General features: G+C 40.7%; 1 pseudogene. It reads right to left on the minus strand.

What is annotated here, in order from left to right:
* Positions 1-155: 155 nt before the first annotated feature.
* Positions 156-597: pseudogene (locus ACQRBH_RS17290) on the minus strand (IS481 family transposase); the annotation flags it as partial.

Here is a 597-nt window from a genome sequence, read left to right on the forward strand (position 1 = left end):
TGTATAGGTGTCAATGATTGGTAACACTTCACCCCTCATATAATGTCAAGGGAAAGGTGGAGATTCCTAAAAGGAATACTACCTGACCTTGACATTATCCTTCATGATATACTGGTTCACGGCGGCAGCACTCTATGCTGTCGCCCTTGGCTATTCTAAAACATAACATTTTGATACATTCTTACAACGGTATTCGGACTTCTCATTCCTAAACACGTTTTTATATAGTTGTTTGATTTCTTCTGATATACTGCAAGCTGTTTTCGTCCATCTTCCAGATTATACATCCGCATTTGCTTATAAAACCGTGCTTCATCCTGACGATGCTGTCTCTCCACTTTCCCATTATGTCTTGGGGTTGCTATCTGGATCCGGTGATATAAGATTCCCAGTTCCTCCAACGCTTTCTCAAACATGGTGAGGTGTTTGCTCTTAATCACCAACAGCCGATTTGTGAATTCACATCCATTATCCGTCTGAACTTCTCGAATCGGAAACGGTGCGTGCTGTATTAGTTTGAGTAAAAAATCTTTTGAACTATAGGTACTATGCTCATCATACATCTCTCGGTATGTCCATCTGCTACACTCATCTACT

It is taken from the genome of Bariatricus sp. SGI.161, from assembly GCF_050313695.1.
GTDB lineage: Bacteria > Bacillota > Clostridia > Lachnospirales > Lachnospiraceae > JAFBIX01.